Origin of the sequence: Nocardia sp. NPDC004168, from assembly GCF_040610355.1 — a bacterium.
Taxonomy (GTDB): Bacteria; Actinomycetota; Actinomycetes; order Mycobacteriales; family Mycobacteriaceae; genus Nocardia; species Nocardia sichangensis.
In genome coordinates this window covers 657,603-679,583 of sequence record NZ_JBEXME010000001.1, presented here as the reverse complement: position 1 = coordinate 679,583, position 21,981 = coordinate 657,603, and the positions used below count along the sequence as shown (strand labels likewise).

Below are 21,981 nucleotides of genomic sequence, written 5' to 3'. Positions count from 1 at the left end.
CAGCAAATTAGACGCTCGTTCAGTTCATGCGGAGGGTTTCGCTCACCACAATCGAAACCGTTGTCGCCCGCTGCGCCCCGTCGCTTGGATTACCGGGTCATATCGCGACGAGCAATCGGGAGCACGAGTGAAATTCCATCGGGTACTGGCGATCCCGGTCCTGGTAGCGACCGCGGCCTTGACCCTGACCGGCTGCGGCGGTGACGACGCTTCCTCGGACAAGGTAGTGCGCATCGGCACCACCGACAAGGATCACTCCTGGGACGTCTTCGAGCAGCGCGCCAAAGACAAGGGCATCACGCTGCGGATCACCAACTTCTCCGACTACAAGCAACCGAATCTCGCGCTGTCGCAGAAACAGATCGACATCAATCTCTTCCAGCATCTGCAATTCCTGGGCGCCTACAACGTCGCGAACAACGACACCCTGACGCCGATCGGTTCCACCTACATCGTGCCGCTGGGTCTCTACTCGAAGAAGCACAAGTCGCCGGCCGACATTCCGCAGGGCGCGGAGATCGCGATCCCGAACGACCCCACCAATCAGGCACGGGCGCTGTTCGTGCTGCAAGCCGCCGGGCTGGTGAAACTGTCGTCCGACACCAAGGCGCCGACCCCTGCCGACATCGACAAGGGCGCGTCCAAAGTGCGCGTCACCCCCGTCGACGCCGCGCAGACCGCGCTGTCGCTGGCCTCGGTCGACGGATCGATCATCAACAACACCTTCCTGGAACGTTCCGGCATCGATCCGCATTCGGCGCTGTACAAGGACGACCCGAAGAATCCCGCCGCGGAGCCGTACATCAACGCGCTGGTCACCCGCGCCGAGGACAAGAACAATCCGGTCTATCTGCAGCTCGCCGAGCTGTGGCACGACCCGGAGGTGCAGAAGGCGCACGACGAGGTGACCAAGGGCACCGCCGTCGAGGTGCGGCGCAGCGGCCAGGAACTCGAGCAGATCCTGCAGCGGGTGCAGCAGACCATCCGCGACGGCAAGTGAGCGACACGGCCGTTCCCGCCGTCGAGTTCCGTTCGGTCACCAAGGTTTTCGGCAAGGGCGCGCAGCGCAATGTAGCGCTCGACAACATCGACCTGCGCATCGAGCAAGGCGAGATCTTCGGCGTGATCGGGTATTCCGGCGCGGGCAAGAGCACGCTGGTGCGGCTGATCAACGCGCTGGAGAAGCCGACGAGCGGCACGGTCGAGATCTCCGGCACACCCATCTCCGGCGTGCCGGAGCGCCAAGTGCGGCGGCTGCGGCGCGACATCGGAATGGTGTTCCAGCAATTCAATCTCTTCCGCTCCCGCACGGCCGCGGGAAACGTCGAATATCCGCTGAAGGTGGCGGGCTGGAAGCGCGCCGAACGCAAGGCGCGGGTAGCCGAACTGCTGGAGTTCGTCGGCTTGTCCGACAAGGCGCGCAGTTACCCTGATCAGCTGTCGGGCGGCCAGAAGCAGCGGGTGGGCATCGCCAGAGCGCTGGCCACGTCGCCGTCCTTGCTGCTGGCCGACGAGTCCACCTCGGCACTGGACCCGGAGACGACCGGTGAGGTGCTGCGGCTGCTGCGCAAGATCAATCGCGAACTGGGCGTCACCATCGTGGTCATCACCCACGAGATGGACGTCATCCGCGCGGTGGCCGACCGGGTCGCGGTGCTCGCCGAAGGACGCATCGTGGAACTCGCCGACACCTTCGAGGTGTTCGCCACGCCGCAGGCGGCCCCCACCCGCTCCTTCGTCGAGACCGTCCTGCACAACCGCCCCTCCGAGAAGGAACTGCGCCGCCTCGCCGGTCGCCATGGGGGCCGTTTGGTCACCGTCGACGTGGACGACGAGCGCGGCATCGGCGCGGCGCTGGCCGCCGCGGCGCACGCCGAGGTCAGGTTCGAGGTGGTCTACGGCGGGGTGAGCAGCCTGCAGGAGAAGACCTTCGGCAGTCTCACCCTGGCGCTGCACGGCCCCGACGACGCCGTCGACAAGGTGGTCGCCGAACTCGAGCGCCGGTCGGCCTGAAAGGAGTTGCCATGCATACCGATTGGGACAAACTCCGGCCGGTGCTGAACGAAGCGATCGGCACCACGCTCTATCTGGTGGCGCTCACGTTCGTGGTCGGCGGCTTCATCGGGTTGCTGCTCGGCACCGCGCTCTACACCACCCGCAAGGGCGGTTTGCTGGCGAACGCGCCGATCAACCTGCTGCTCAACGTGCTCGTCAACGTGGTGCGCCCGATCCCGTTCATCATCCTGCTCGCCGCGCTCGGCCCGGTGACGCTGGAGGTGGTGGGTACCACGATCGGCACCGAGGCGGCGGCCTTCGTCATGATCGTCGCGGCGTCGTTCGGCATCGCGCGCATCGTGGAACAGAACCTGGTGACGGTCGATCCCGGCGTGATCGAGGCGGCGCGCGCGGTGGGCGCGGGACCGCTGCGCATCATCCTGTCACTGCTGATCCCCGAGGCGCTCGGGCCGCTCATCCTGGGCTACACCTTCGTGGTGATCGCCATCGTGGACATGTCCGCGATGGCGGGCACCGTCGGCGGCGGCGGTCTCGGCGATTTCGCCCTCGTCTACGGCTATCAGCGCTTCGACTGGCAGGTCACGCTCGTCGCGACGCTGATCATCATCGCGGGCGTACAGGGCATCCAGTTCTTCGGCAACTGGCTGGCGCGGAAAGTCCTGCGCCGCTGAGCTACCCGGCGGTCGAGGTGCACGCCGTCAAGCGCACGCTCGCGGGCCGGGGAATCGCGCTGCCGAGACTCGGGAACGGCGGGGCACTGGGACCGAGGACATCGATGGCCCGGCGTTCGGCTTCGGCGCGGGTGGGTCCCCACGCCCATCCGTGCTTGCCGTCGGCGCCGCGCACGACAGACCCGCAGGCGTTCCAGAACTGCACGACCGTCTGGCAATCGGTGACACCGCATTGGGCGCGTGCCGCGGCATCGGCGGCGGCCGCGCTCGCATAGTCCACCGCCGATGTGACCGCGCCGGTGCTGGGCGAAAGCGCCAGCGCGCCATAGTAGGTCGCCGCATGCGCCGCACCCGCGGGAGCGCCGACCACGGCGCAGGTGGCGGCGGAGACCGCCGCGAGCCCGAGGGCAGCCTTGTGCGGCACCGACATGTGAGGATCCTCCCCGTTCCGAACGACTCGAAGCTCAAATCTTCATTCGGCCGGTGCGCTTTTGTCGAAATGGGCACTTCCCACCATCGGCGGGTGCGCCGGATCGACCCGCGCGACGAACCCCTTTTTCGAGCGTCCGTCTTCGCCGAGAGCGGAGCGCCGGTCGATTCGGCCGTGCGCGCTCAGGTCGGAACGCGTCGATGATCGTCCCCGAGCGCTCCGCCGGGAAGGCGCATGCGGCGGATACGACTCAGCCGCCGGGCGCCTTGTTCAGGCGCTACCGGCGGCTGCGTCAGTTGCGGCGAATTACACCGTGAAGCCGAGGGCGCGCAACTGTTCGCGGCCGTCCTCGGTGATCTTGTCCGGACCCCACGGCGGCATCCAGACCCAGTTGATCTTCAAGTCCTCCACCAGGCCGCTGCGCACCAGCGCGTTGCGGGACTGGTCCTCGATGACGTCGGTCAGCGGGCAGGCCGCCGAAGTCAGCGTCATATCCAGGACCGCGGTGCTGTCCTCCTCGACGCGCAATCCGTAGACCAAGCCGAGGTCGACGACGTTGATGCCGAGTTCCGGGTCGACGACGTCACGCATCGCCTCTTCGATGTCCTCGAGCAGCTTGATGTCCTCGGCGGACAGCTCGGGCAAATCGGCGGCCGGCGCGGCCTGTTCGGTCTGCTCGGTGGCCGGTGTGTCACTCATGACGCTTCCCCGTTTTCCATCGGACGGTTCAGTTCTCTTCCGCGGCCGGCGCGGGCGGCTCGGGGCCGATCCTGAGGACGGCGTCCTTGAACGCCATCCACCCGAGCAACGCGCACTTCACCCGCGCTGGGTATTTCGAGACGCCTGCCAAGGCGACGCCGTCGCCGATCACGTCCTCGTCGCCCTCGATGGTGCCGCGGCTGGAGATCATCTCACTGTAGGAGTCGACCACCTTCAGCGCCTGCTGCACCGGAAGCCCGATCACCTGATCGGCGAGGATCGAGGTGGCCGCCTGGCTGATCGAGCAACCCTGGCCGTCGTAGGAGACGTCGGTGACGTCGCCGTTGTCGTCGAGCTGCACGCGCAGGGTCACCTCGTCGCCGCAGGTCGGGTTCACGTGGTGCACCTCGGCCCCGAACGGCTCGCGCAGCCCCCGATGGTGCGGGTGCTTGTAGTGATCCAGGATCACTTCCTGGTACATCTGCTCCATGCGCATGATCTATGCAACCCCGAAGAAGCTCTGGGCCTTCCGCACCGCGGCGACCAGCGCGTCCACCTCGGCGAGCGTGTTGTAGACCGCGAACGAGGCGCGTGCGGTCGCGGCGACGCCGAAACGCCGGTGCAGCGGCCACGCGCAGTGATGGCCCACCCGGATGGCCACGCCCTCGTCGTCCAGGATCTGCCCCACGTCGTGGGCGTGGATGCCGTCCACCACGAACGACACCGCGCCGCCACGATCGATGTTCTCGGCAGGCCCGATGATCCGCACGCCGTCGATCCCGGCCAGCCCGTCCAGCGCCGCGCCGACCAGCGTGTGCTCGTGCGCGGCGACGGCGTCCATGCCGATCTCTTCCAGATACCGCACGGCCGCGCCCAATCCGACCACCTGGGAGGTCATCGGCACGCCCGCCTCGAAGCGCTGCGGCGGCGGCGCGTAGGTGCTGTGGTCCATGAAGACCGTCTCGATCATGGACCCGCCGGTGATGAACGGCGGCATCTCCTCCAGCAGCGAGCGGCGAGCGAAGAGCACGCCGACACCGGAGGGGCCGAGCATCTTGTGCCCGGAGAACGCGGCGAAATCCACACCGAGCGCGCGGAAGTCGACCGGCATGTGCGGCACCGACTGGCAGGCGTCGAGCACGACCAGCGCGCCCACCGCCTTCGCCCGGCGGACCAGCTCCTCGACCGGAGCGACCGCGCCGGTGACGTTGGACTGGTGGGTGAACGCGACCACCTTGGTGGCGGGCGACAGTTCCAGCGAATCCAGGTCGATCCGGCCTTCGTCGGTCACGCCGTACCACTTCAGCGTGGCACCGGTGCGGCGGGCCAGCTCCTGCCAGGGCACCAGATTCGCGTGGTGTTCCAGCTCGGTGATCACGATCTCGTCGCCATGGCCCACGTGGTGCGGGAACCGGTCGTCGGCGAAGGCGTAGGTCACCAGGTTCAGCGACTCGGTGGCGTTCTTGGTGAACACGATCTCGCCCGCGTCCACCCCGACGAACCGCGCGATGTCGGCCCGCGCGCCCTCGTAGGCGTCGGTCGCCTCCTCGGCCAGCTGGTGCGCACCGCGGTGCACCGCCGAGTTGCTGGTGATCAGGAAGTCGCGTTCGGCTTCGAGCACCTCGATCGGCCGCTGCGCGGTCGCGCCGGAGTCCAGGTACACCAACGGTTTCCCGTCCCGGACCGTGCGGTTCAGGATCGGGAAGTCGGCCCGGATACGGGCGACGTCGAGGGTGCGGACCGTAGCGGTCATATCAAGCTCCAGCGGTGGCGGTCTGAGTGAAACGAACGTAGCCGTTGGCGTCGAGTTCCTCGGCGAGCTCGGCGCCGCCCTCGGCGACGATGCGGCCGCCGACGAAGACGTGCACGAACTCCGGCTGGATGTAGCGCAGGATGCGGGTGTAGTGCGTGATCAGCAGGATGCCGCCGTTCTCGCGCTCTTTGTAGCGGTTGACGCCCTCGGAGACGATGCGCAGCGCGTCGACGTCCAGACCCGAGTCGGTCTCGTCCAGGATCGCGATCTTCGGCTTGAGCAGGCCGAGCTGGAGGATCTCGTGGCGCTTCTTCTCGCCGCCGGAGAAGCCCTCGTTCACGCTGCGCTCGGCGAAGGCGGCGTCGATCTCCAGTTCGCTCATCGACTCCTTCACCTCCTTGACCCAGTGCCGCAGCTTGGGGGCCTCGCCGCGCACGGCGGTGGCGGCGGTGCGCAGGAAGTTCGACATCGAGACGCCGGGAACCTCGACCGGGTACTGCATGGCGAGGAACAGGCCCGCACGGGCGCGCTCGTCCACCGACATCGCCAGCACGTCCTCGCCGTCGAGCGTGATCGAGCCGGAGGTCACCGTGTACTTCGGGTGACCGGCGATCGCGTAGGACAGCGTCGACTTGCCGGAGCCGTTCGGGCCCATGATGGCGTGCGTCTCACCGGACTTCACCGTGAGGTTCACGCCCTTGAGGATCTTGATGGGCTCGCCGGACTCGTCGGGGTTCGCGACCTCGACATGCAGGTCCTTGATTTCCAGGGTGGTCATCGAATTCGAATTCCTTTGCCAGGTATGGGGTCGTTGATCAGGCGCCGATGGCGGCGAGTTCGGCCTCGATGGCCGCCTCCAGCCGCTCCCGGACCTCGGGCACCGCGATCTTCTGGGTGATCTCGTGGAAGAAACCGCGCACCACCAGGCGGCGGGCGGCGTCCTCCGGGATGCCGCGGGCGCGCAGGTAGAACAGCTGCTCGTCGTCGAACCTGCCGGTCGCGGACGCGTGTCCGGCGCCGACGATCTCGCCGGTCTCGATCTCCAGGTTCGGCACCGAGTCCGCCCGCGCGCCGTCGGTGAGCACCAGGTTGCGGTTCACCTCGAAGGTGTCGGTGCCCTCGGCGGCGGCGCGGATGAGCACGTCGCCGACCCACACGGTGCGGGCGTCGCCCTTGGGCGAGTGCGGGTCGCCTTGCAGCGCGCCCTTGTACAGCACATTCGACTTGCAGTTCGGCACGGCGTGGTCGACGAGCAGACGCTGCTCGAAGTGCTGGCCCGCGTCGGCGAAGTAGAGGCCGAGCAGTTCGGCGTCGCCGCCGGGGCCGTCGTAGCGGACGTTGCCGGTGAGGCGCACCAGATCACCGCCCAGGGTGACCGAGGTGTGCCGCAGCGTGGCGTCGCGGCCGAGCTTCGCGTGGTGGGCGGTGGCGTGCACCGCGTCGTCGGCCCAGTCCTGCACGGCCACCACGGTCAGCTTGGCGGAATCGCCGAGCACGAATTCCACGTTCTCCGCGTAGGTTCCGCTGCCGCGCTGGTCGATGACCACGGTGGCCTTGGCGAAGTGCTCCAGCCGGATCTGCAGGTGCCCGTAGGCGGTCCTGCCCTCGCCGGGCCCGGTGATCGTGACCGTCACCGGTTCGGCGACCTCGACCTCCTTGCCGACCGTCACGACGGTGGCCTGCTCGAAGCCCGAGTACGCCTGCGCGGCAACGCGATCGGACGGCACGCCGGCCTCGCCGAGGCGGGCGTCGGAGCGTTCGACCGTCTCCACCGTGACGCCCTCGGCCGCCGCGACCTCGACGCTCGTGCGGCCGTCCCCGACCGCAGTGCCGTCCTGCAGTCCACGCAGACGGCGCAGCGGGGTGAACCGCCACGCCTCGTCCTTCGCGGAAGGCACTTCGAAGGCGTTCACGTCGAACGACGTGAAGACCTCGCCCTTGTTGATCGCAGGGGTACGAGCCTCGGCGGCTTCGGCTACGTTCTCCACGGCCATCAGCCGACGGCTCCTTCCATCTGCAGTTCGATCAGGCGGTTCAGCTCGAGCGCGTATTCCATGGGCAGTTCCTTGGCGATCGGCTCGACGAAGCCGCGCACCACCATGGCCATCGCCTCGTCCTCGGTGAGGCCGCGGCTCATCAGGTAGAACAGCTGGTCCTCGGAGACCTTCGAGACGGTCGCCTCGTGACCCATGGTCACGTCGTCCTCGCGGATGTCGACGTAGGGGTAGGTGTCGGAACGGCTGATCGTGTCGACCAGCAGCGCGTCGCACTTCACCGTCGACTTCGAGCCGTGGGCGCCCTTGTTCACTTGCACCAGGCCGCGGTAGGAGGCCCGGCCGCCGCCGCGCGCCACCGACTTCGACACGATGGTCGAGGAGGTGTGCGGCGCGAGGTGCAGCATCTTCGCACCGGTGTCCTGGTGCTGGCCCTCGCCGGCGAACGCCACCGACAGCACTTCGCCCTTGGCGTACTCGCCGGTCATCCAGACCGCCGGGTACTTCATGGTGACCTTGGAACCGATGTTGCCGTCGATCCACTCCATGGTCGCGCCCGCCTCGGCCTTGGCCCGCTTGGTGACCAGGTTGTAGACGTTGTTCGACCAGTTCTGGATGGTGGTGTAGCGGCAGCGGCCGCCCTTCTTCACGATGATCTCCACCACCGCGGAGTGCAGCGAGTCCGACTTGTAGATCGGCGCGGTGCAGCCCTCGACGTAATGCACGTAGGCGCCCTCGTCGACGATGATCAGGGTGCGCTCGAACTGGCCCATGTTCTCGGTGTTGATCCGGAAGTAGGCCTGCAGCGGGATGTCGACGTGCACGCCCGGCGGCACGTAGATGAACGAGCCGCCCGACCACACGGACGTGTTCAGCGCGGAGAACTTGTTGTCGCCCGCGGGGATCACCGAGCCGAAGTACTGCTGGAAGATCTCCGGGTGCTCTTTCAGACCGGTGTCGGTGTCAAGGAAGATCACGCCCTGGGCCTCCAGGTCCTCGCGGATCTGGTGGTACACGACCTCGGACTCGTACTGCGCGGCGACACCGGCGACCAGCCGCTGCTTCTCCGCTTCGGGGATGCCCAGCTTGTCGTAGGTGTTCTTGATGTCCTCGGGCAGCTCGTCCCAGGACGCGGCCTGCTTCTCGGTCGAGCGCACGAAGTACTTGATGTTGTCGAAGTCGATGCCGTCGAGGTTGGAGCCCCAGATCGGCATGGGCTTGCGATCGAAGATGCGTAGCGCCTTCAGCCGCTGTTCGAGCATCCATTCCGGCTCGTTCTTCTTCGCCGAGATGTCGCGGACAACCGCCTCGGACAGACCTCGTTGCGCGCTGGCGCCGGCCACATCCGAATCGGCCCAGCCGTAACCGTATTTGCCCAGGGAGGCGATCGCCTCTTCCTGGGTGAGCGGTTGCACCTGGTCGGTGGTCGTCGTCATTCGGCACTCCTTCCGGAGTCGTTCGTTCGTACCGCTGCGGGCTGTGCAGCGGTTGGTGCTGAAGTTTCGGTCCGGCCTGCGGGCAGGACGAGCAGCGGCACGTGCGTAGTGCACGCGCAATCGCCGTTGGCGATCGTGGCCAGCCGCTGCACATGGGTGCCGAGCAGCTCACGGAACGCCTCGAGCTCCGCCGCGCACAGCTGCGGGAACTCCTCGGCGACGTGCGCCACGGGGCAGTGGTGCTGGCAGATCTGCACGCCGGTGCCCACCTTGCGGGTGGTGGCCGCGAACCCGGCGTCGGTGAACGCCTCGGCGATCTCCTCGGCCTTGGCCGTGGTCTGTTCCGTGGTGTGCTCACCGACCGGTTCGATCCCGGCCACGATAGTGCGTGCTCGTTTGCGGGCGAACTCGGTGATGGCCTGTTCGCCGCCGATCTCTCCGAGCTGCCGGATGGCGGCTCCGGCCAGATCGTCGTAGGCGTGGCCGAGTTTGCCGCGTCCGGCCGCGGTGAGCTGGTACTGCTTGGCCGGGCGGCCCCGGCCTTTCTGCTGCCAGGGCGCCGATCGACCGGCCCGCGCCTGACCCGAATCGATCAGCGCGTCCAAGTGCCTGCGCACGCCCGCCGGGGCCAGGCCGAGCCGGTTCCCGATAGCGGTGGCGGTGATCGGTCCTTCCTCCAGCAGCAGCTGGACGATGGCCGCTCGGGTATGCCCTTCGCCGCCGACCGTCGCGGGCGCAGCAACCGACCCGGCGTCGGCCTTGCGACCGGCTCCTTCGTCGTTCCTCCGCAAACCCACGGTTTTCACAACATCAGTGTGGCGGAATTCGTTCCCGAAAGCTAATAAGGGTGCCCTGAGTCAGCGGCCCCGTCGACCTGCGGCGATTCCGGCACGGTGGAGGGCCCCATGCCGCCGTGCCGGACAGGTGTCCACCCGACGCGATGCCGGGTCGCAGCACAACTTTTCCGGCTGACCTGCGCAGAAAAAACGCCGCTCGGAACCAGGCGAGCCGCGTCCGCACGACTCCGGGCGTCGAACGCCGAGCGGACAGCCCTCCTATCGGAGTCGGGGACAGGGCACGCAGTGCGATTCGTCACAGGCGCTCAGCGCACGGCGACCAGTTTCATCGGCGTCTCCAGCAGCGCGTCCACCGCCTCGTCCCACGCGGCCGTCACGGTGGTGACCAGCGACGGGTCGAAGCGCCCCGCGGCGACGAGATCGAGCACCTCGGGAATGACCGGGCGGACGTGCGCGCGACCTGTGTGGAAGGTGCAGCAGCGGGTGTACATGTCCAGGATCGGCAGGGCGACATCCTGCGACTGCACGCTGACGCTCGTGCACCAGCCGTCGTACGCCGCCGCATCGATCGCCGCGCGCAGCGCCTTCGCCCCGCCGGCCGCCTCGACCACGATCGGGAACCGTCCCACCCGGGCCTCGCGCGGGCCTTCGATCGCCTCGGCGCCGAGCGATTTCGCGATCTCGAGCCGCTGGTCGGAGTCGTCGAGATAGACCACACGGGCAGAGCCGAGCGCGACCGCGAGCCCGGCGGCGTACAGACCGATCGACGGCGCGGCGGGGCCGCCGATCACCAGGACTTCGGCGGCGGGATCGGCGGCCAGCTGGGGGCCGACCGAGCGGTAGGCGTCCGGGATGTTGTCGCTGGCGCTGGCCACTGCGGCCGGGTCGACGCCGGAGGGCAGCCGGACCAGCATGGCGTCGGCGTGCGGCACGAGCGCGAGGTCGGCCCACAACCCGCCCCAGTCCAGCCCGCCCATCGGACCGAGGCCGAAACTGGACAGCCGCGGATGGCTGGTGCAGTTCCCGGTCCGGCCGCGCGCGCACGCCCGGCAGGCGCCGCACGAGATCTGGAACGGCACCACCACGAGGTCGCCCACCGCGACGTCGCGGACCTCCGGCCCCACCTCGACCACTTCGGCGACTCCCTCGTGCCCGAAGGGATACGGCCCGGGTAGCGGGAAGGCGCCGCGCAGCACGGCCGGATCGATGTCGCAGGTGGCCAGCGCGACCGGCCGCACGAGCGCCTGATCGGGCCCGCTCAGTACGGGTTCGGGGTGGTCTTCCCAGCGCATCGCACCGGGGCCGGTCAGCAACAGTCGCTTCATCGTCCGAGTGTCGCTAGAACGTTCTTTCTAGTCAACGGCTTCACTTCGAATCTCCCTGCTCCGCGCGCATTTCCGGAAAATTTCCGGTCGACGATGCCGCATCGGCTTCGATTTCGTCCGAACCTTCCGCCGCCGAGACCGCGCCACCGATTCCCGCCGCCGCGAATGTCGCCCGGATCAGCCGCTCCATCGACTTCGCGACCGTGCGCAGCGGTGCGTCCGTCTGGCGGATCCGGGCCAGGATGGTGGCCCCCTCGTAGGCGGCGACCACCGTGGCGGCGAGTTCGGCCGCATCCTCCCCGCCGAGGCCGAGTTCGGCGAGCAGCCCGGCGAACGCCTGCTCCATCGTGTCGAAGGCGCGCACACAGGCCGAGCGCACCGCCGCCACGTCGCTGCCGCCGTCCAGCGCGGGCGTCCCGATCGGGCACCCGTCGGTCCATTCCGAATCCGCGAGCTTGCCCACCATGAATTCGAACAGCGTGGCCAAGGTGGCGAAGACGTCGGTCGGCGCCTGCCGGATCATCCGGCCGGTCAGCACGCCGGTCCCGGTGATCGCCGCGACCGCGATCTCCTCCTTGCCGCCCGGAAAGTGGTGGTAGATCGAGCCGTACGGCAATTCGGCCGCCTCGCTCAACGCCTTCAGACCGAACCCGTGATACCCGTGCCGCGCCAGCAGCCCGGAGGCGGCCACCTCGATCCGCCGCCTGGACTCCGAAACCATGCGTCGATTGTGCCGTGTGAGCCGGGCGGGCCCGGGCGGAACGACCGGGGTCCGTTCGCGGTGTGTGCTCGCCGTTCGAACTAGGCTTCGTGGCGTGGCGGTACTGGAGGGCGCGCGGCGCAGGACACTGGCGTTCGGGCGCCGGGCACTCGGACTCGACGTGCCCGCGGCCGATCACACGATCGCGGTGTTGCATCGCGACGAGTCGGAGGTGCCCGGTCTCGATCGCAAGGAGCTGGCGCAGCTCGACCGGATCCGCCTGATGGGCGCGACCGGCACGGTGCTGATGGCGATCAGCGCGCTGGGCATCGGCGCGCAGCCGGTGCACCAGAACCCTACGTCCGGCGTCCGGGTGCTCGGCATCTTCGCCCGCGCCCATACCGGCTCGCTGGCCATGTGCATGACCGGCACCGTCGTCGTGGTGCTGGCGTGGCTGCTGCTGGGCCGGTTCGCGGTGGGCGGTATCGGCGGTTCACCACTGCACCGGCTGACCCGATCGCAACTCGATCGCACGCTGCTGCTGTGGCTGATCCCGCTCAGCGTCGCTCCTCCGCTGTTCAGCAACGACGTCTACTCCTATCTGGCGCAGAGCGAGATCGCCGCGCGCGGCATCGACCCCTACGAGGAAGGCCCGGTCGCGGGGCTCGGGATCGACAACGTCCTCACCAACAACGTCCCGACCATCTGGCGTGACACCCCCGCGCCCTATGGCCCGCTGTTCCTTTGGATCGGCCGCGGCATCGCCGAACTCACCGGCGACAACATCATCGCGGGCGTGTGGGTGCACCGGATCCTCGCGCTCGGCGGCGTCGCGCTGATCGTCTGGGCACTGCCCCGGCTCTCGGTGCGCTGCGGCGTCGCGCCGGTCAGCGCGCTGTGGCTCGGCGCGGCCAACCCGCTCGTGCTGTTCCATCTGGTCGGCGGCGTGCACAACGACGCGCTGATGCTCGGCCTGATGCTGGCGGGCCTGGAGTTCTGCCTGCGCGCCATCGAGGACACCCACCCGTTCGACGGCCGCGCCTATGCGCGGCTGATCGGCGGCGCGGTCATCATCACGCTGTCGTCGTCGATCAAGTTCACCTCGATCATCGCGCTCGGTTTCGTCGGCATGGCGCTGGCTCGCAGGTGGGGAGCCTCACTGCGCACGGTGGCCATCGCGGCCGCCATGCTCGGCGCGATAGCCATCGGCACAACGCTTTTCATCAGTTCGGTGAGCGGGCTCGGCTTCGGCTGGATCTACACGCTGAACACCGCGAGCGTGGTGCGCAGCTGGATGTCGCTGCCCACGGTGCTGGGCATCATCACCGGATTCGGCGGCGTGCTGCTCGGGCTCGGCGATCACACCACCGCGCTGCTGAGCATCACCCGCCCGATCGCGGCACTGGTCGCGGGCTTCTTCACCGTGCGCATGCTGGTCGCCACCGGCACCGGGCGGCTGCATCCGGTCGGCGCGCTCGGCGTGGCGCTCGGCGCGATCGTGCTCCTGTTTCCGGTGGTGCAGCCCTGGTATCTGCTGTGGGCGATCGTCCCGATGGCCGCGTGGGCGACCAGGCCGGTGTTCCGCGTTCCGGCGGTGGCGTTCTCGGCGATCGTGAGCGTGATCCTGATGCCGCGCGGCGCCGATCTCGAGGTGTTCCAGATCGTGGGCGCCGCGATCGCCACCGTGATCGTCGGGGTGCTGTTCATCGTGATCACGCGCAATTCGCTGCCCTGGCGCGGGCAGACGGGGGTGTCGGCTCCGTCACAGGTGCCCACCTCTTACGGTGTGACATCGTGACCGAGCGTGGCGAGGGAGCCATCTACACAGCATCACCGGGTGCGCCGGAATCGAGCGCCGGCGAGGCGGCGTCGTGACGACAGCTTCCGGGCCTGCTGTCAGCGTGGACGGCGTCGTCAAGCGGTACGACCAGATCACCGCGGTGGACGGCCTGACGTTCGAGGTGGAACCGGCGCGGGTGCTCGCGCTGCTCGGCCCGAACGGCGCGGGCAAGACCACGACGGTGGAGATGTGCGAGGGATTCGCCGCGCCGGACGCGGGCACGGTGCGCGTGCTCGGCTTGGACCCCGTCGCCGATTCCGAACGACTGCGCCCCCGCATCGGCGTCATGTTGCAGGGCGGCGGCGCGTATCCCGGTGCGCGGGCGGGCGAGATGCTCGATTTGGTGGCCGCCTACTCCGCGGACCCGCTCGACCCCGACTGGTTGCTGCGCACGCTCGGCCTCCAGGACAACCGCCGCACCCCCTACCGCCGCCTCTCCGGCGGACAACAGCAACGGCTCGCTCTCGCCTGCGCACTGGTGGGCAAGCCGGAAATCGTGTTCCTCGACGAGCCAACCGCGGGGCTGGACGCTCAGGCCCGGTTGATCGTCTGGGAGCTGATCGATGCCCTGCGCCGCGACGGGGTGACCGTCGTGCTGACCACGCACATGATGGACGAGGCCGAGCAGCTCGCCGACCAACTGGTGATCATCGACCACGGCCGCATCGTCGCCTCCGGCACCCCGGCCGAGGTCACCGCCCACGGCGCGGCCGGGCAGCTGCGCTTCTGCGCCCCGCCCAAACTGAACTTGGAACTGCTGGCCAACGCCCTGCCCGAAGGCTTCACGCCCCGGGAGACCACGCCGGGCACCTATCTGGTGGAGGGCGAGATCAATCCGCAAGTGCTCGCCACCGTCACCGCGTGGTGCGCGCGGATGGACGTGCTGGCCACCGACATCCGGATCGACCAGCGCCGCCTCGAGGACGTCTTCCTCGAACTGACCGGACGGGACCTGCGCGGATGAGCGAGCACGACCGGACCGCCAACCGTTTCTCGCCGGGCACTTTCGCTCCCGCCCCGCGTCCGAGCACCCGCGCCGCGATGCTGCTCGCGCAGACCAGGCTCGAACTGATCCTGTTGCTGCGCAACGGCGAACAACTGCTGCTGACCATGTTCATCCCGATCACCCTGCTGGTCGGCCTCAGCCTGCTGCCGTTCGGCGACCTCGGCGCGGACCGGGTGGACAAGATCGTGCCCGCGGTGATGATGGTGGCCGTCATGTCCACCGCGTTCACCGGTCAGGCCATCGCGGTCGGCTTCGACCGCCGCTACGGCGCGCTCAAGCGGCTCGGCGCGACGGCGCTGCCGCGCTGGGGCGTCATCGCGGGCAAGTGCGCGGCCGTGCTCATCGTGGTCGTGCTGCAAGCCGTGCTGCTCGGCCTCATCGGCTTCGCGCTGGGCTGGCGGCCGGAACCGCTCGGGTTGCTGCTGGGCGCGGCGGTGATCGCGCTCGGCACCGCGACGTTCGCGGCGATGGGCCTGCTGCTGGGCGGCACTCTCAAGGCCGAGGTGGTGCTCGCGCTGGCGAACATCCTGTGGTTCGTCATGCTCGGCGTCGCCAGCATCGTGTTCGCCTCCGACGACCTGCCCACGGTGGTGAGCGTACTGGCCAGGCTGGTGCCCTCGGGGGCGTTGGCCGAAGCGCTGGAGAGCGCGATGCACACCAGCGTCGACTGGTTCGGGATCGCCGTGCTCGCGGTGTGGGGCGCGGTGTCGGGCGTCGCGGCCACCCGCCTGTTCCGCTTCCACTGAGCTTCAACGACGAAATGTAGTAGACCGGATGAAACCGCCGGATCCGGCCCGGCTACCATTTTCGACGTGCTGTATCGCGCGTTCTTGCGACTCGTCGACAAGCTGCCGCTGCCCTCCTCGCGGGTGCAGCGCCTGATCGCGCTCGCGGTCATCCTCTCCCAGGCGGGCATTTCGGTGACCGGCGCCGTCGTGCGGGTCACCGCCTCCGGCCTGGGCTGCCCGACCTGGCCGCAGTGCTTCCCCGGTAGTTTCACGCCGGTCGCGGTGTCGGAGGTCCCGGCCATCCACCAGGCGGTCGAGTTCTCCAACCGGCTGCTCACTTTCGTGGTCACGCTGTGCGCGGCGGCGATCGTGCTGGCCGTTACCCGGGCGCGCCGCCGCCGCGAGGTGCTGGTTTACGCGTGGCTGATGCCCGGCGGCACCGTCGTGCAGGCGGTCATCGGCGGCATCACGGTGCGCACCGGACTGCTGTGGTGGACCGTGTCGACGCATCTGCTCGCGTCCATGGTGATGGTGTGGCTCGCGGTGGTGCTGTACGCGAAGATCGGTGAACCCGACGACGGCATCGACACCGTGCAGGCTCCCGCGCCGCTGCGCTGGCTGACCGCGCTGGCGGGGGTCGCGCTAGCGGCGGTCCTGGTCGCGGGCACCCTGGTGACCGCCGCAGGCCCGCACGCGGGCGACAAGAGCATCGAACGTCCCGTAGAGCGGTTGCAAGTGGAGATCGTCACCCTGGTGCATCTGCATTCGCAGCTGCTCGTCGGCTACCTCGCTCTGCTGATCGGCTTGGCCTTCGGTTTGTTCGCGGTCGGTATCACACCCGCTGTGCGCACCCGCCTTTTCGTGCTGCTGGGACTGGTCTGCGCACAGGGTCTGGTCGGCATCGTGCAGTACTTCACCGACGTCCCTGCGGCGCTGGTCGTCGTGCACGTGGGCGGGGCCGCGGCGTGTACCGCCGCCACCGCCGCATTGTGGGCTTCGCTGCGCACCCGGGAACGGGTCGTCGCCCCGAAGCCGGACCCCGCGGCACAGGCCGCCTGACGAAAACTGCGCGAACTGTGATCGTCCAGCGGGGAGCGAGCCGGGGTGATTCGGGGGCGGTCACCTCGGGCGGCGCCCACTCCGTAGGTCCTCCGGCGGGACGGGCCGCACGCTGGACGCCGCACCACAACCGCGACTGCGAGCGGTGGGTTCGCCGGCAGGCCTGACCGGGCAGTGAACTGCATCACCTACTGTTATTTCTCGGTGGTCGGCAGCGTCTCGTAGGCATGACGGAGCACAACAGCACCAGCTTCAAGGTCGTGGTCATCGGCGGCGGCTATGCCGGCGCCGTGGCAGCCAATCGACTGCGACAGCGCGACGACGTCGAGATCACCGTGGTCAACTCTCGTCCGAAGTTCGTCCAACGACTGCGGCTGCATCAATTCGTGGCCGGTACCGGAGAGGCCGAGGCGGACTACGGCCCGCTGCTCGGCGACGGTGTGCGCCTGGTCGTCGATGACGCCACCCGCATCGATACCGCCTCGCGGACCGTAGAGCTGGCATCGGGCCGCGCACTGGACTACGACTATGTCGTCTACGCGGTCGGCAGCACCGCGGCCCCGCCCACCACAGTGCCGGGAGCGGTCGAATTCGCCTACCCCATAGCGGAACTGGAGCACGCTCACCGCCTGCGGGCCGCCATCGAAGAGCTGCCGACGCAGGCCCCGATCACCGTGGTCGGTGGCGGGCTCACCGGGATCGAAACAGCGGCCGAGCTGGCCGAACAGGGGCGCGCCGTCACACTGATATGCGGCGATCGATTGGCTCCGAGTTTCTCGGAGCGGGCGCGACGGGTGGTGGCCCGGTGGATGGCCCGCAACAGCGTCGATGTGCTCGAGAATGTGCGGGTGGCCGAGGTCCTGCGGGAGTCGATCGTCTTGTCCGACGGCTGCGTGGTGCCGAGCGCGGTCACCATCTGGACCGCCGGGTTCGGTGTGCCGGAGCTGGCCACACGCAGCGGCCTGCGCACCGACGCTCTCGGGCGGCTCCTCACCGACGAGACCCTGACCAGCGTCGACGACAACCGTATCGTCGCGGCCGGGGACGCCGCCGCCCCGTCGAACCAGCCGCTGCGCATGAGCTGCCAAGCCGCCGGGCCGCTCGGCGCTCACGCCGCCGACACGGTGCTGGCCCGCATCGCAGGCACTGCGCCCGCGGCACTGGACATGGCGTTCCTCGGATCCAACGTCAGCCTCGGCCGCCGCGCGGGCATCGTGCAGCTCGCGCACAAGGACGACACACCCATGAACGCCCATATCTCCGGCCGCGTCGGCGCGCCGATCAAGGAGACGGCTACCAAGTGGACGCTGTGGGGAATTCGATGGGAAGCCCGCAAGCCCGGCTCGCTGTTCTGGCTCAAGGGCGGCAGGCGGCTCCCGCTGTCCGATTCGGAGATGGCGGCCAACTCGTGAGCACTACCGATGAGCATGCCGAGCGGTTCACCCTGTTGCGGCCGTTGCTGTTCACGATCGCCTACGAAATCCTCGGCTCGGCGACCGAATCCGACGACGTGCTGCAGGACAGCTACCTGCGGTGGGCCCAGGTGGACCTTGCGACGGTGCGGGACACCAAATCGTATCTCGCGCAGGTGGTGACCCGGCAGGCGCTCAGCGCGCTGCGGCTCAGCGCTCGCCGCCGCGAGGAATACATCGGACCATGGTTGCCCGAGCCGCTGCTGCTCACCGAGCACGATGCCGCGAGTGATCTGGTTCTCGCCGAGTCGGTTTCGATGGGGATGCTCGTGCTGCTGGAATCCCTCACCCCGGATGAACGCGCGGTGTTCGTGCTGCGCGAAGTATTCGCCTTCGGTTACGACGATATCGCCGCATCGGTCGGCAAATCCGCGGCGGCGGTGCGTCAAATGGCCTACCGCGCCCGCGAATACGTCCGGTCGCGACGCAACCGGTTCGGGCCGTACGACAGCGCCCGCATCGCCGAACTCACCGAGAAATTCATGACGGCGGCGACCACTGGTGACCTGGCGGGCCTGCTGTCGATGCTCGCGCCGAATGTCACTTGGACCACCGACAGCGGCGGCAAGATCACCGCGGTACGCCAGTTGGTGATGACCGGCGCCGAGCAAGTTGCCACGATTCTGCTGAACCTGCTGCAAGCAGTGCACCGCAGGCCCGGCATGCGGATCGAGCCGGTGAACTGCAACAGCGAGCCCGCGGTCGCCATCTACACCGGCGACCATCTGGAGGCCGTTCTCGTGCTGGACATCGTCGACGACGTGATCGTCAACGGCTACGGCATCCGTAACCCCGACAAACTCGCCGCCCTCGCCATCGCGCGCACCATCACCCGCGATCCCGGCCGGGCGTGAGACCCGCGTTACCGCACCACGCTTCGAGCGGCCGGCTCGCCCGACCCATCCGACCTCGCCAGGAGTGACCGACCATGTCAACCACCATCGAACTCGCCGACTTGACCGGCGACTTCGTCATCGATACCGCCCGCACACGAATCGGCTTCATCGCCCGGCACACCATGGCCACCCGGGTGCGCGGGAGTTTCGGGGAATTCGACGGCAGCGCGCATCTGCACTTCGGCGACCCCTCGAAGTCCAGCGGCGGGCTGCGGATCCAGGCCGCGAGCATCGACACACGCAACCGGCGGCGCGACGACCTGCTGGGCAGAAAGTTCCTCGGCGCCGATGACCATCCGACCATCACCTTCGCCCTGACCGGGGTTGCGCGGGTCGACGAGACCACAGTCCAGGTCACCGGCGACCTGACCATCCGCGGTGTCACCAAGCCGGTGACCGTCGACTTCGAACCGGCCGGCGTGCGGAACGACCCGAACGGCGCCCTCCGAGTCGGCTTCACCGGCGCAACCACGATCAACCGCAAGGACTGGGGGGTGCACTGGAAGGCGGCCGCGGGCATGGTCGCTCCGAAGGTGACGCTGGAGTTCGACCTCGCGGTGATCCGGCAGTCCTGATATCGGCAATATTCTGAAAGCCGAGCCCGTCGCTCTTGGGTGATTCGACGCCCGAGGGCAACGGGCTCGAGCCACCTGCGAGAACGGCAAGGACATCATGACCGATTACACGCTGCGCCCGATCGGGCATGTCGAATCCGTACTGACCGACCCCGCCACCGCTCCCCGCCAACCCGATGAAGGAGCCCCGCCGGCCTGGCTGGTCATCGATGACCGATATGCCCCCGCCCTCGACGGACTCGCCGCCGGCATGGACATCTTGGTATTGACCTGGCTCGATCGTGCCGACCGCGAAACACTCACCATCCACCCGCGTGGTGACGCGACTCGCGCGACCACCGGCGTCTTCGTCACCCGCGCCCCACATCGGCCCAATCCGATCGGTCTGCACAGCGTCCATGTCCTGGCCGTCACCGGAACCCGCATCCACGTCCGCAACCTCGAAGCTGTGCACGGCACACCGATCCTCGATCTCAAACCTGTTCTCACCGAGGACCGTTGACCGCTGTGGACGAGCCGTGCCGGGCCGCCACCGGCCCGGCACGGGTGTGAGCTAGCGCGGTGCGAGGAATCCGGTCAGTTCGAGCGCGACCGCGGCGGGATCGTCCTCATGGACATTGTGTCCGGCGCCCGGAATGATCCGCAGTGTCGAGTGGGGGATCAGCTGAGCGAGCGGCCGAGCCTGTGACGGGTCGACGACATGGTCGTTCTCGCCCCACAGGATCAGCGTGTCGGCTTCGATCGCGCTCGATTCTCGCTGTACTACGGCCAGATCGAGAGTGCGCGGCTGCTTCCACATCGCGGTCCGGTTCTCCGTGCGGCTGAGCGGAGTCCAATACGTGTCCGCCAGCTCATCGGTGAGAATCTCCGGGTGCGCGTAGGCCCCGCGCAGGCCCGCCACGTAGATCTCCTCGGTCATGACGGAGGCGGCGAGCTCGCCCGCACCGGGTTGGCGCATCAGCCGCATGTTCATGTTGAGGTCGGTGTCCAACACGAGCGGCGCGATGAGGACCAGACGATCGACCTGTTCGGGATGCCGTGCGGCCGAATCCACTGCGACCGAACCGTTCAGTGAGTGCGCGACGATGGACGCGCGGGTAATCCCGACCGCGGACATGAACTGCCGTAACGCGTCCGACATGGCCCCCACGTCGTACCCGAAGTCGGCATCGTGCGGCACGGTGTACCCGCTGCCGGGCAGGTCGACGGCATACACGGTGTGCGCGGTGGCGAGAGCCGGAATGATGTCGCGATAGGTATAGGACCACAGCGAGCCGCCTGGCAGGAGAATGAGCGGCGGTCCTTCGCCCGCTTTCCGGTAGTGGAAACGTGCCGTCGCGGTCTCGACGTACTGCCCCTCTACGAGAAACGTCGAATCAAGCGTTCGGGCTCCGCTCGGTTCGGCCCCGGCCGGCGCCGCCATGTTCACCACCAGCAGAGCCGGCACTATTACGAGCACCTGCCACCATCGAAACCGCTGACGCGGAGACCTGACGACCGACATTCGCACTCCTTCGCTTCGATGCTCACGCCGCTTCGCGAGCCGTACCGGAATGGGGTCGAGTGGACCCCGCTGTTCCACCCACTAGACGCGGGTGCCCGCCGTTTTGTGACGCCGCGGGTGCACCTCCCCCACCCGGAACACGTGTCCAGGTGGGGTTCTGCAGGCCGGTCGCGTCGCACCGAGTCAGGCTGCGGGCGTGTGGCCTTGAGCCGCCGCCGAAAGCTCCTTCCACTCGGCCCAGGTCTCGAGCCGGTCGGCGTAGACCTGCGGAAGGATTTGATTTCCCCGGAACCGAAGAACACCCGCAAAGGCGGGTTGGCGGAGTCCGCGATCTCGAGCAACGCCCGGCCCGCGGCGGACGGGTCGCCGGAATCGAGGCTCTGCGCGTAGGCGGCGAACGCCGCGCGGAGTCCCTCGTAGCGCGGGTCGGCCTGGGCGTGGACCGCTCCGGCGGCGCCGTCGGTCGCGTAGGAGCCGGGTTCGACCAAGGTCACCTTGACACCGAAGCCGGCGACCTCCTGGGCGAGGGAGTCACTCAGGCCTTCCAGCGCCCATTTGGAAGCGTGGTACGCACCACCGAGCGGCCAGGCGGCGAGACCACCCACCGACGAGATCTGGATGATGTGCCCTCTCCCTTGCTCCCGCAGATATCGCAGCGCGGCCTGGACGACCCATACCGTGCCGAAGAAGTTGGTTTCCAACTGATCTCGCAGTTGCTGCTCGGTCAGTTCCTCGACCGCGCCGAGTAGCCCGTAACCCGCGTTGTTCACGATGACGTCCAAGCGGCCGAAATGCGCGTGGGCATGCTTCACGCTCTCGAAGACTCCTGCCCTGTCGGTCACATCCAGCTCGAGCGGGAGCACCGCGTCGCCGTAGGCGGTGACCAATTCCGCGAGATGTTCGGTACTGCGAGCGGTCGCGGCCACCTTGTCGCCGCGAGACAACGCGGCCGCGACGAAGTTTCGGCCCAGACCGCGAGAGGAGCCGGTGACGAACCAGACCTTGCTCATGATGTCCTTCCGTTCTTTCTGCAGTGGCGAGCGCAGCGAGGAGGACCCCTCACTGCCGATGTCCCGTGCT

General features: G+C 68.3%; 22 protein-coding genes and 1 pseudogene. 11 read left to right on the top strand and 12 right to left on the bottom strand.

All coding sequences use genetic code 11. The features are described 5' to 3' along the window. Window positions 1-178: 178 nt before the first annotated feature. Genes ABZW96_RS03345 through ABZW96_RS03335 form a run of 3 tightly spaced genes read left to right on the top strand, consistent with a single transcriptional unit; the run spans window position 179 to window position 2,687 of the window. A complete protein-coding gene (locus ABZW96_RS03345; RefSeq protein ID WP_355071059.1) occupies window positions 179-1,000 on the top strand; it encodes a MetQ/NlpA family ABC transporter substrate-binding protein in 822 nt (273 codons plus the stop codon). Further along, window positions 997-2,013: a methionine ABC transporter ATP-binding protein gene (locus tag ABZW96_RS03340; protein ID WP_355070841.1), complete on the top strand. Its 1,017-nt coding sequence runs from the start codon at window positions 997-999 to the stop codon at window positions 2,011-2,013. Before ABZW96_RS03345 ends, ABZW96_RS03340 begins: the two co-directional genes overlap by 4 nt. A gap of 11 nt (window positions 2,014-2,024) precedes the next feature. After that, complete coding sequence (locus ABZW96_RS03335; RefSeq protein ID WP_355070839.1) at window positions 2,025-2,687, top strand: methionine ABC transporter permease; 663 nt, start codon at window positions 2,025-2,027, stop codon at window positions 2,685-2,687. A gap of 1 nt (window position 2,688) precedes the next feature. Here ABZW96_RS03335 and ABZW96_RS03330 read toward each other — a convergent pair whose 3' ends face one another. The 10 genes from ABZW96_RS03330 to ABZW96_RS03285 form a co-directional block, all read right to left on the bottom strand. After that, complete coding sequence (locus ABZW96_RS03330) at window positions 2,689-3,117, bottom strand: DUF4189 domain-containing protein (RefSeq protein ID WP_355070838.1); 429 nt, start codon at window positions 3,115-3,117, stop codon at window positions 2,689-2,691. A gap of 306 nt (window positions 3,118-3,423) precedes the next feature. Continuing rightward, the gene (locus ABZW96_RS03325; RefSeq protein ID WP_355071057.1) at window positions 3,424-3,762 is read right to left on the bottom strand and encodes a metal-sulfur cluster assembly factor; all 339 of its coding nucleotides are present in this window, start codon (window positions 3,760-3,762) and stop codon (window positions 3,424-3,426) included. A gap of 82 nt (window positions 3,763-3,844) precedes the next feature. Continuing rightward, window positions 3,845-4,312 carry a Fe-S cluster assembly sulfur transfer protein SufU gene (gene sufU / locus ABZW96_RS03320; protein ID WP_355070836.1) on the bottom strand — a complete coding sequence of 156 codons (468 nt, stop codon included), beginning with the start codon at window positions 4,310-4,312 and terminating at the stop codon, window positions 3,845-3,847. 3 nt (window positions 4,313-4,315) lie between these two features. Continuing rightward, window positions 4,316-5,569, bottom strand: coding sequence for a cysteine desulfurase (locus ABZW96_RS03315; protein ID WP_355070835.1), 1,254 nt, complete (start codon window positions 5,567-5,569; stop codon window positions 4,316-4,318). 1 nt (window position 5,570) lies between these two features. Continuing rightward, a complete protein-coding gene (gene sufC / locus ABZW96_RS03310; protein ID WP_355070834.1) occupies window positions 5,571-6,347 on the bottom strand; it encodes a Fe-S cluster assembly ATPase SufC in 777 nt (258 codons plus the stop codon). A 37-nt stretch (window positions 6,348-6,384) separates the two neighbouring features. Further along, the gene (gene sufD, locus ABZW96_RS03305; RefSeq protein WP_355070832.1) at window positions 6,385-7,563 is read right to left on the bottom strand and encodes a Fe-S cluster assembly protein SufD; all 1,179 of its coding nucleotides are present in this window, start codon (window positions 7,561-7,563) and stop codon (window positions 6,385-6,387) included. Then, window positions 7,563-8,999: a Fe-S cluster assembly protein SufB gene (sufB, locus tag ABZW96_RS03300; RefSeq protein WP_355070830.1), complete on the bottom strand. Its 1,437-nt coding sequence runs from the start codon at window positions 8,997-8,999 to the stop codon at window positions 7,563-7,565. The genes sufD and sufB overlap by 1 nt, the downstream gene beginning before the upstream one ends. Beyond that, a complete protein-coding gene (locus ABZW96_RS03295) occupies window positions 8,996-9,790 on the bottom strand; it encodes a metalloregulator ArsR/SmtB family transcription factor (RefSeq protein ID WP_355071055.1) in 795 nt (264 codons plus the stop codon). Before ABZW96_RS03295 ends, sufB begins: the two co-directional genes overlap by 4 nt. Before the next feature lie 311 nt (window positions 9,791-10,101). Beyond that, window positions 10,102-11,121 (bottom strand): alcohol dehydrogenase catalytic domain-containing protein, encoded by a 1,020-nt coding sequence (locus ABZW96_RS03290; protein WP_355070829.1) that lies wholly within the window; start codon window positions 11,119-11,121, stop codon window positions 10,102-10,104. A 40-nt stretch (window positions 11,122-11,161) separates the two neighbouring features. Beyond that, a complete protein-coding gene (locus ABZW96_RS03285) occupies window positions 11,162-11,842 on the bottom strand; it encodes a TetR/AcrR family transcriptional regulator (RefSeq protein WP_355070827.1) in 681 nt (226 codons plus the stop codon). A gap of 94 nt (window positions 11,843-11,936) precedes the next feature. Here ABZW96_RS03285 and mptB point away from each other — a divergent pair, with 94 nt between their 5' ends. The 8 genes from mptB to tsaA all read left to right on the top strand — a co-directional run bounded on the left by mptB (window position 11,937) and on the right by tsaA (window position 19,899). Continuing rightward, window positions 11,937-13,619 (top strand): polyprenol phosphomannose-dependent alpha 1,6 mannosyltransferase MptB, encoded by a 1,683-nt coding sequence (mptB, locus tag ABZW96_RS03280; protein WP_355070825.1) that lies wholly within the window; start codon window positions 11,937-11,939, stop codon window positions 13,617-13,619. Between the two features lie 73 nt (window positions 13,620-13,692). Further along, window positions 13,693-14,625: an ABC transporter ATP-binding protein gene (locus ABZW96_RS03275; RefSeq protein ID WP_355070823.1), complete on the top strand. Its 933-nt coding sequence runs from the start codon at window positions 13,693-13,695 to the stop codon at window positions 14,623-14,625. Further along, on the top strand, window positions 14,622-15,413 hold the full coding sequence (locus ABZW96_RS03270; protein ID WP_355070821.1) for an ABC transporter permease: 792 nt from the start codon (window positions 14,622-14,624) through the stop codon (window positions 15,411-15,413). The genes ABZW96_RS03275 and ABZW96_RS03270 overlap by 4 nt, the downstream gene beginning before the upstream one ends. A gap of 66 nt (window positions 15,414-15,479) precedes the next feature. Next, window positions 15,480-16,454 (top strand): heme A synthase, encoded by a 975-nt coding sequence (locus tag ABZW96_RS03265; protein ID WP_355070819.1) that lies wholly within the window; start codon window positions 15,480-15,482, stop codon window positions 16,452-16,454. A 227-nt stretch (window positions 16,455-16,681) separates the two neighbouring features. Next, window positions 16,682-17,866 carry an FAD-dependent oxidoreductase gene (locus ABZW96_RS03260; protein ID WP_355070817.1) on the top strand — a complete coding sequence of 395 codons (1,185 nt, stop codon included), beginning with the start codon at window positions 16,682-16,684 and terminating at the stop codon, window positions 17,864-17,866. Then, window positions 17,863-18,780 carry an RNA polymerase sigma factor SigJ gene (sigJ, locus tag ABZW96_RS03255; protein ID WP_355070816.1) on the top strand — a complete coding sequence of 306 codons (918 nt, stop codon included), beginning with the start codon at window positions 17,863-17,865 and terminating at the stop codon, window positions 18,778-18,780. Before ABZW96_RS03260 ends, sigJ begins: the two co-directional genes overlap by 4 nt. A 74-nt stretch (window positions 18,781-18,854) precedes the next feature. Continuing rightward, window positions 18,855-19,397, top strand: a complete 543-nt coding sequence (locus tag ABZW96_RS03250; RefSeq protein WP_355070814.1) for a YceI family protein — start codon at window positions 18,855-18,857, stop codon at window positions 19,395-19,397. A 97-nt stretch (window positions 19,398-19,494) separates the two neighbouring features. Continuing rightward, complete coding sequence (gene tsaA / locus ABZW96_RS03245) at window positions 19,495-19,899, top strand: tRNA (N6-threonylcarbamoyladenosine(37)-N6)-methyltransferase TrmO (RefSeq protein ID WP_355070812.1); 405 nt, start codon at window positions 19,495-19,497, stop codon at window positions 19,897-19,899. Window positions 19,900-19,950: 51 nt separating this feature from the next. Here tsaA and ABZW96_RS03240 read toward each other — a convergent pair whose 3' ends face one another. Further along, a complete protein-coding gene (locus tag ABZW96_RS03240; RefSeq protein WP_355071053.1) occupies window positions 19,951-20,856 on the bottom strand; it encodes an alpha/beta hydrolase in 906 nt (301 codons plus the stop codon). A gap of 228 nt (window positions 20,857-21,084) precedes the next feature. Continuing rightward, window positions 21,085-21,914: pseudogene (locus ABZW96_RS03235) on the bottom strand (SDR family NAD(P)-dependent oxidoreductase). Window positions 21,915-21,981 lie beyond the last annotated feature (67 nt).

Coding starts and splice junctions, on each gene's coding strand:
- ABZW96_RS03335 (WP_355070839.1), top strand. CDS start 2,025: ATGCATACCGATTGGGACAAACTCCGGCCGGTGCTGAACGAAGCGATC.
- ABZW96_RS03330 (WP_355070838.1), bottom strand. CDS start 3,117: ATGTCGGTGCCGCACAAGGCTGCCCTCGGGCTCGCGGCGGTCTCCGCC.
- sufU (WP_355070836.1), bottom strand. CDS start 4,312: ATGCGCATGGAGCAGATGTACCAGGAAGTGATCCTGGATCACTACAAG.
- ABZW96_RS03315 (WP_355070835.1), bottom strand. CDS start 5,569: ATGACCGCTACGGTCCGCACCCTCGACGTCGCCCGTATCCGGGCCGAC.
- sufC (WP_355070834.1), bottom strand. CDS start 6,347: ATGACCACCCTGGAAATCAAGGACCTGCATGTCGAGGTCGCGAACCCC.
- sufD (WP_355070832.1), bottom strand. CDS start 7,563: ATGGCCGTGGAGAACGTAGCCGAAGCCGCCGAGGCTCGTACCCCTGCG.
- sufB (WP_355070830.1), bottom strand. CDS start 8,999: ATGACGACGACCACCGACCAGGTGCAACCGCTCACCCAGGAAGAGGCG.
- ABZW96_RS03290 (WP_355070829.1), bottom strand. CDS start 11,121: ATGAAGCGACTGTTGCTGACCGGCCCCGGTGCGATGCGCTGGGAAGAC.
- ABZW96_RS03285 (WP_355070827.1), bottom strand. CDS start 11,842: ATGGTTTCGGAGTCCAGGCGGCGGATCGAGGTGGCCGCCTCCGGGCTG.
- ABZW96_RS03270 (WP_355070821.1), top strand. CDS start 14,622: ATGAGCGAGCACGACCGGACCGCCAACCGTTTCTCGCCGGGCACTTTC.
- ABZW96_RS03260 (WP_355070817.1), top strand. CDS start 16,682: ATGACGGAGCACAACAGCACCAGCTTCAAGGTCGTGGTCATCGGCGGC.
- ABZW96_RS03250 (WP_355070814.1), top strand. CDS start 18,855: ATGTCAACCACCATCGAACTCGCCGACTTGACCGGCGACTTCGTCATC.
- tsaA (WP_355070812.1), top strand. CDS start 19,495: ATGACCGATTACACGCTGCGCCCGATCGGGCATGTCGAATCCGTACTG.